The sequence below is a fragment of the Methanobrevibacter sp. genome, from assembly GCF_045603845.1.
GTDB lineage: Archaea > Methanobacteriota > Methanobacteria > Methanobacteriales > Methanobacteriaceae > Methanocatella.
In genome coordinates, this window is the sequence record NZ_JAZUMY010000096.1 from 1 (window position 1) to 5,987 (window position 5,987).

The following is a 5,987-nucleotide window of genomic DNA, read 5'->3' on the forward strand; positions in this document are numbered from 1 at the left end:
AGTTTGTTTTCCCATACCTGCTCTTGTTAGTTCAGCCATTAATCTTTCGGCCATAATTAAACCATTGGTGAAGTTTAAGTTTCTTTCAATATTTTCATCATAAAATACTAGATTATTCATTAATTTTATTGTTAGGTTAAGGATGTAATCTGTTAAAATGCAGCTTTCAGGAAACATTATTCTTTCACATGAAGAGTTGGTTAAGTCTCTTTCATGCCATAATGGGTTGTTGTCTAGTGCTGCATTAACATATGATTTCACGATTCTTGCAACACCACAGATTCTTTCAGCGGTAATCGGATTCATTTTATGTGGCATAGTGCTGCTTCCAACTTGTTTTTCAGGGTCAAAATATTCTCCAACTTCCATTATTTCAGTTCTTTGAAGGCTCCTTATTTCCAAAGCTATTTTATCTAATGTTGAAGCGATATTTGCTAATGTGGAAATGAACTCAACATGATTGTCTCTTTGAACAACCTGGTTTGTAATTTTAGCTGCAGGTAAATCCAAGATGCGTGCTACAGTTTTATGTATTTTCCATCCGTCAGTGCCTAATGCGGCTGTTGTTCCAACAGCTCCGTCCATCATCGCAATACATACATTCGCTCTTGCATGTTCCAATCTTTCATATTGTCTGTGAAGCTCGTCTGCCCAAAGAGCAAACTTCATGCCGTATGTTGTTGGAAGTGCATGCTGTCCGTGTGTACGTCCGATACATACTTTCATTTTGTTTTCTTGCGCCAATTCAAGCATTATTTTAGTCAATCTTTCCACTTTTTCCTCTAAAACGTCAATGGAATCACGGATAAGTAATGAATTTGAACTGTCCACAATATCGTTTGATGTAGCACCGAAGTGAACATATTCGCCTGCACCATTATCACAGACTTCAGTTATTCCTTTGGATAATGCTGCAATGTCATGGTTTGTTTCAGCTTCAATAGCTTTAACTCTTTCTAATTTAACGTATTCTGTAGTAGCTTTACGGGATATTTCATCAGCCACTTCCTTAGGAATTATTCCGAGTTCTCCTTCAGCCTGTGCAAGTGCTGATTCGATATCTAACATTCTTTGTAATTTGTTTTCTTCTTCCCAGATTCTTTTCATTTCGGGAGTACCATACCTAAATTCGATTGGGTGTATAGCCATTTTATCATCTCATTTTAATTATTAAACATTTAATATATTTTTCATTGTCTACTATTATAGTTTAACTATTGTCATGATGCATCCAATACTATATATTTATATATAAATCAAGATTAATATTACATTAAGGTTAACATTTTTTATTATGTAACATTAATAATTTAGGTGATTATTTGGAAACAAAAATTAGGGAATTTCGCCACATTAAAGGTTTAACACAACAAGAATTGGCCGATGCTGCTGGTGTTACCCGTCAGACAATTAATGCTTTGGAAAATGCAAGGTATAATCCTTCCTTATTATTAGCCTATAAAATTACTAAAATATTGGATAAAGAATATATTGAAGATGTTTTTTTAATGGATGAAGGTGATCGTGAATGATTTTAGATATTTATAAAGATTCTTTTGAATTTGCATCAAGAAAGATTTCCAATCTTTTGTTACTTGGTGTTTTATCTTTTTTTAATATTTTAATTATTCCTATGATATTTTTCTATGGTTACAATTATAGGGTAGTTAAATTGTCCACACAAAGCATGATTAATGGTGGCGATGTTCCTCCAGAATTCAATGATTTTAAAAAGATGTTTATTGATGGTTTGAAATATATTATTGTGTATTTTGTTTATTTGATTATTCCTGTGATTTTAATTATGGCTTCTATAATTTCCGGTTCTGTCAATTGGATTTTATTATTGATTGGAATTATTTTGTTGATTATCTGCACGTTGGTGGTTTACATTGCAATTCCTCATATGGCTGCAAATGATGATTCCCTAAAGTCAGCTTTCGCATTTTCAGAGTTATTTGAAATAATTTCATCAATCGGTTATGGAAGATACATTTTGAATTATATTGGTGTCAATTTAATTTCAATTATCCTATTAATTGTCGTTGTTTTGGTCATTTCATTCATATTCATGATATTGGGAATAGCAACGTTCAGTATCTCCACTTCAGGTGTTGGGGCAGTAAGTATGCTGGGAACAATTATTTTGAACTTTATTTTGTTCTTCTTGGTAATGCCTTATTTGGCAATGTTCCAAAGCCGTTGTGCAGGATTAATTTATAGTTTGGGAAGTTAATTTCGTTAACTTCACATCTTATTATTTTTTATATTAATATAACTAAATCAATAATTATGTCTTCTTTAGATGAAGGGTTAAAAAAAATAACTATTCTGGAAGTTTTAATAGTAATATTGGCATTAATCGGTATATTAATTCTTTTTGAATTCATTGGTTATCCAATTGATGATGATTGGTTATATGTGGTAGTTATTTTATATTTCATTTATCGATTGCGGGTCTTTGGTGATGGATTTAGGCATGATTTGAATAATGTTTTTTCAAAGATTACTCCAAAATCTCTTATCACAATAGTTCTTGTTAATGTTTTCTTTTCTTATGGTATGTTATATCTGGCGATGTTTGCACTGGATTACGTTCCTGGATTGGACTCATTACTGGCGGCTTTATTCATACCATTGGTTCCGGTTAATTCGTTAATTGGTTGGGGAGCTTTGTTTTCAACTATTTTCATTTCTCCAATTTGTGAAGAACTCTTATTTAGAGGAGTATTTTTAAACAGGCTCAGATTATTTGTTCCAATGTCTTTTGCAATAGCAATTTCATCAATTTTGTTTGGTGCTCTTCATAGTTATGGGGGAGTCATATCTGCTATCGTATTTGGTATCTGCATGTGCATAATCTATTTGAAAACTAGAAATATTTTAACATGCATATTGGCTCATTTTACAAATAATTTATTGGCCGAATTTTTATATCATATAGACACTGGAAATTTAATTTTTACGAATGGCATATTTATTGCGTTATTTTCTGTTTTGGCTATCGTATCCTTTTATCTGATTGTAATTTCAATCAGTCAGGAATGGGAGCATATAAGCAAACGTTAGGGGGATAAAATGAACATAAAAAGGTTAGGTATTGCATTAATTTTCATTGGTATTGTTTTATCTGTATTATTTATTGATAATCACGATTATTTAGTTCCTGGATTAACAATAACCATATTGGGATTCTTTACAACTTTGGTTGGATTTATAGGTGATGTAAAAAAAAGAAAAGAGATTAATGATCAATTGGATAAGGATATAGTCACTATTATTCAACCATTAATTACTAAATATTCAAATTTAAATAAGGAATATAAATCTCAATTATCTGGTGATGAGTATTCTGCTAAAAGATTAGAAATGAATAAAATGTTGGAATCCGAATTGAAAGATAATTTGCCTTATTTGGAGTCACGTGAAATCAAAAAGATTGTCATCGATTTTAATCGTGAACAAGATAAAATGGATTAATTTTGTTCATTGATTATTTTTTTCACTTTTTTGAGGTCTATTTTTGCTTTTTTTGATATTTCCTCTTCCGTCATTTTTGAGTCGTGTAAGTTTAATACTATAGTTTTTTCTCCTTCTTCAATCCCTTCTTTTATTCCTTCTTTCCTTCCTTCTTTTATTCCTTCTTCTCTTCCTTCTTTTCTGCCTTGTTCTTCTTTTCTTTCTCCATATTCGTAAATTGCACTCATTTTATCACCTAATGCGTCGGTAAGTAATGTTCTTAGTTTTTCATCTCTAACAAATTTATCTACTTCTAACCATGCTATTCCATAAGATAATCTATTAATGGGTTGATTAATTTTCGATAATTCAATGAGTATGTCTACTACCTGTTTTGTCTTTTTCTCTATATTATTGTTTTTATTCTTATCCATCAATGGTGTTAAAGATAGATAGATACTATCTTCTGACGTAATTTCTTTCCATCCTCCAACTTCTTTTCAATGTACTTAATTATTTCGTCTCCATCATATTTTTCAAATCCTATAACGTCATATCTGAAATTGTTATACTTATTGACTCTATATGAAATTTGTTTTGTTTCTTCTGCAGTACTCATAACTTCCAGATTAACTTCTTTTTTATTTTTCTTCTTTTGATCTGTTATTGCTACATATACATGCGCCCTTCTTGAAAAGTCATCATCAACTACTGAACTTTGGAATTCTATTATTAAGTTTTCATTATCCAGTTCCAGAATCAAATCTGGTTTGAATGTTGTTGGATCTATTAACCTTAGTTCTTTTGTCCAGATTTTTGCAGTTTTCGATTCTTTTCCAAGAATTTCTAAAAGTGTTTGTATGTCTTTTTCGCTAATATTTTTGAACAACATGTCCTCTTGAAATTCAGTCATTTTTTTCCTCCACATATTTTTTTGCTTAATATTTTATATTTCTTATTTAAATTCTTTTATTTATGAATTAAATGGTATTATTTTATATTAAATGGTTTTTTGAGGGCAATACTTATTGTTCAGAACAATTTTCATCACTCACGACAATTTTCATCAGTCAATATAATATTGTACAATAAAGTACTACAAGGTTTTAAATAGTACATCATTCTAATAGTTATATACAAAAAGATAATTTAGTGATAAAATGTTTTCCCCAAGTTTTAAAGATGTAGAAAAAATAGCTGAAAATAAACAGTATAAAAGAATTCCGGTAGCTTATGAATTGCTTTCAGATATGGCTACTCCAATAGAAGTTTTAAGGATTTTAAAAGGCATAAGCAAACATTGTTACATGTTGGAAAGTATTGAGGATGCTGAAAATTGGGGAAGATACAGCTTTTTAGGTTTTGATCCTTTATTGGAGTTCACGTGTCAAAATGGGGTGGTTCAAATCAAGGGCGATTCGAATTTCACGGAATTAAACGATGACTTGGTAAAAATTGAAACTGACAGTCCCAGTGATATAATTAGGGATTTGATTAATAAAAACCGCTCTCCAAAGATAGAAAATTTTCCTCCCTTTACAGGAGGGTTTGTAGGTTATTTTGCTTATGATTATATTAAATATTCAGAACCCTCTTTAAATCTCGATGCTGAAAATCAGGACCAATTCAAGGATATTGACATAATGCTTTTTGATAAAGTGATTGCTTTTGACAATTTCCGCCAAAAAATAATCATTATTGTCAATATGAAAACTGACGATTTAAAGAACAATTATAAAAAGGCGTGTGATGATTTAAAAGAAATCGCAAATTTGATTAAAAATGGTAAAAAGGCAGATATTGAACCGTTAAAATTAAAATCTGATTTTAGAAATGCATTTTCTCGTGAAAAATTTGGCGATATGATTGTCAAAGCGAAAAATTACATTAAAGAAGGAGATATCTTTCAGGTAGTATTATCCAATAGGATTGAAGCAGACATTGAAGGAAGCCTATTTGACACTTACAGGGTTTTAAGAACCACAAACCCTTCTCCATACATGTTTTACTTTTCAAGTGATGATATTGAAATAGCCGGTGCATCACCTGAAACTCTTGTTAAGGTCAATGACAATAAACTTTATACTTTTCCTCTTGCAGGCACAAGGCCGCGCGGTAAAACTCCACAGGAGGATCTGCAGCTTGAAGAAGACCTTTTAAATGATGAAAAAGAATTGGCGGAACATAATATGCTTGTCGATTTGGGACGCAACGACATTGGAAGAATTGCCGAAATAGGGTCAGTGTCTGTCGATAAATACATGTCAGTTGAAAGATTTTCTCATGTGATGCATATCGGTTCAACCGTTAGCGGAAAGCTTCGTGATGATTTGGATTGTCTTGTTGCTCTTGATTCTATTTTGCCTGCAGGAACATTGTCCGGCGCTCCAAAGATAAGGGCTTGTGAAATCATAAATGAACTTGAAAATAATAAGCGCGCAATATATGGTGGGGCTATAGGATATGTCGATTTATGCGGAAATCTGGATTCCTGCATTTCCATCAGGATAGCTTTCAAGCGAAATAAT

At 31.5% G+C, this 5,987-nt stretch carries 8 protein-coding genes; 5 read left to right on the forward strand and 3 right to left on the reverse strand.

What is annotated here, in order from left to right:
• Positions 1-1,149 (reverse strand): adenylosuccinate lyase (gene purB, locus ACKI2W_RS09445; RefSeq protein ID WP_407381505.1); only part of this gene is annotated, 1,149 nt, incomplete at its 3' end.
• A gap of 173 nt (positions 1,150-1,322) precedes the next feature.
• Here purB and ACKI2W_RS09450 point away from each other — a divergent pair.
• The 4 genes from ACKI2W_RS09450 to ACKI2W_RS09465 are packed head-to-tail and all read left to right on the forward strand — an operon-like array spanning position 1,323 to position 3,480.
• Positions 1,323-1,532 carry a helix-turn-helix transcriptional regulator gene (locus ACKI2W_RS09450; RefSeq protein WP_407381507.1) on the forward strand — a complete coding sequence of 70 codons (210 nt, stop codon included), beginning with the start codon at positions 1,323-1,325 and terminating at the stop codon, positions 1,530-1,532.
• On the forward strand, positions 1,529-2,236 hold the full coding sequence (locus tag ACKI2W_RS09455; protein WP_407381509.1) for a DUF4013 domain-containing protein: 708 nt from the start codon (positions 1,529-1,531) through the stop codon (positions 2,234-2,236). The genes ACKI2W_RS09450 and ACKI2W_RS09455 overlap by 4 nt, the downstream gene beginning before the upstream one ends.
• 56 nt (positions 2,237-2,292) lie before the next feature.
• Complete coding sequence (locus tag ACKI2W_RS09460) at positions 2,293-3,069, forward strand: CPBP family intramembrane glutamic endopeptidase (RefSeq protein WP_407381511.1); 777 nt, start codon at positions 2,293-2,295, stop codon at positions 3,067-3,069.
• A 9-nt stretch (positions 3,070-3,078) separates the two neighbouring features.
• Complete coding sequence (locus ACKI2W_RS09465) at positions 3,079-3,480, forward strand: hypothetical protein (protein ID WP_407381513.1); 402 nt, start codon at positions 3,079-3,081, stop codon at positions 3,478-3,480.
• On the opposite strand, the gene ACKI2W_RS09470 is transcribed toward ACKI2W_RS09465, so the two are convergent.
• Together ACKI2W_RS09470 and ACKI2W_RS09475 are read right to left on the reverse strand one after the other, a co-directional pair.
• Positions 3,477-3,893: a hypothetical protein gene (locus tag ACKI2W_RS09470; RefSeq protein WP_407381515.1), complete on the reverse strand. Its 417-nt coding sequence runs from the start codon at positions 3,891-3,893 to the stop codon at positions 3,477-3,479. The two genes, ACKI2W_RS09465 and ACKI2W_RS09470, sit on opposite strands and share 4 nt — an antisense overlap.
• A gap of 8 nt (positions 3,894-3,901) precedes the next feature.
• Positions 3,902-4,372 (reverse strand): hypothetical protein, encoded by a 471-nt coding sequence (locus tag ACKI2W_RS09475; RefSeq protein WP_407381518.1) that lies wholly within the window; start codon positions 4,370-4,372, stop codon positions 3,902-3,904.
• Between the two features lie 247 nt (positions 4,373-4,619).
• On the opposite strand from ACKI2W_RS09475, the gene ACKI2W_RS09480 reads away from it, so the two are divergent.
• A partial coding sequence (locus tag ACKI2W_RS09480; protein ID WP_407381519.1) for an anthranilate synthase component I family protein occupies positions 4,620-5,987 on the forward strand: 1,368 nt, incomplete at its 3' end.

What these genes read in the sequence shown, in the direction of transcription:
- ACKI2W_RS09455 (WP_407381509.1), top strand. Translation starts at nt 1,529, where the DNA reads ATGATTTTAGATATTTATAAAGATTCTTTTGAATTTGCATCAAGAAAG.
- ACKI2W_RS09460 (WP_407381511.1), top strand. Translation starts at nt 2,293, where the DNA reads ATGTCTTCTTTAGATGAAGGGTTAAAAAAAATAACTATTCTGGAAGTT.
- ACKI2W_RS09465 (WP_407381513.1), top strand. Translation starts at nt 3,079, where the DNA reads ATGAACATAAAAAGGTTAGGTATTGCATTAATTTTCATTGGTATTGTT.
- ACKI2W_RS09470 (WP_407381515.1), bottom strand. Translation starts at nt 3,893, where the DNA reads ATGGATAAGAATAAAAACAATAATATAGAGAAAAAGACAAAACAGGTA.
- ACKI2W_RS09475 (WP_407381518.1), bottom strand. Translation starts at nt 4,372, where the DNA reads ATGACTGAATTTCAAGAGGACATGTTGTTCAAAAATATTAGCGAAAAA.